Below are 574 nucleotides of genomic sequence, written 5' to 3'. Positions count from 1 at the left end.
CCGATCATCCAGTCGTAGCCGAAGGGGTCGCGCAGGGTGCCGGAACGCTCGCCATAGAAATGGTCCTGTGGTGCGCGCAGCAGGCGGGCACCGGCTGCGACCGCCTTGTCGATCATCGCATCGGCGTCATCGACATGCAGATGAATGACGAAGCTGCTGGGCGCTTCGGGATCAGGGGCATGGATATCGAACTCCGGGAACTCATCAGACAGCATCAGGGTCGTGCCGCCAAGTTCAAGCTCCACATGGCCGATGCGCCCGCTTGGCTCGACGAGGCGGAACTTCTCCGTCGCGCCGAACACCCGCTTGTAGAAATCGACTGCCTTGTCGGCCGACTTCGCACGCAGATAGACGAAAAGCTCGTGCACGCTCATGGGGAAACTCCTTCGGTCTTCTCTGGCGCTCAGTCTCACCCTTCTCTTCGCCCGGGTCTTGAACGAAATCGACCCCGGGGAGTGCTGGGGCTACAGCGTGACGTGGCGGGCATTGGCGGGCGCACGCCGCCGGTAGTCGCCCGGCGAGAGGCCGGCGAAGGCCCGGAAGTCGCGGGTGAAGTGGGCCTGGTCGGCATATC

At 63.9% G+C, this 574-nt stretch carries 1 protein-coding gene; it reads right to left on the bottom strand.

The window, feature by feature from the left end; translation table 11 throughout:
- The coding region (locus ACKGJN_RS16630) for a VOC family protein (RefSeq protein WP_409540686.1) at positions 1–374 on the bottom strand (374 nt) is incomplete at its 3' end.
- Positions 375–574: the final 200 nt, after the last annotated feature.

This window comes from Gillisia xinjiangensis, from assembly GCF_046298265.1.
Classification (GTDB): Bacteria; Bacteroidota; Bacteroidia; order Flavobacteriales; family Flavobacteriaceae; genus Gillisia; species Gillisia xinjiangensis.
The sequence above is the reverse complement of the archived record's forward strand: the minus strand, read 5'-3'. Positions and strand labels throughout refer to the sequence as shown.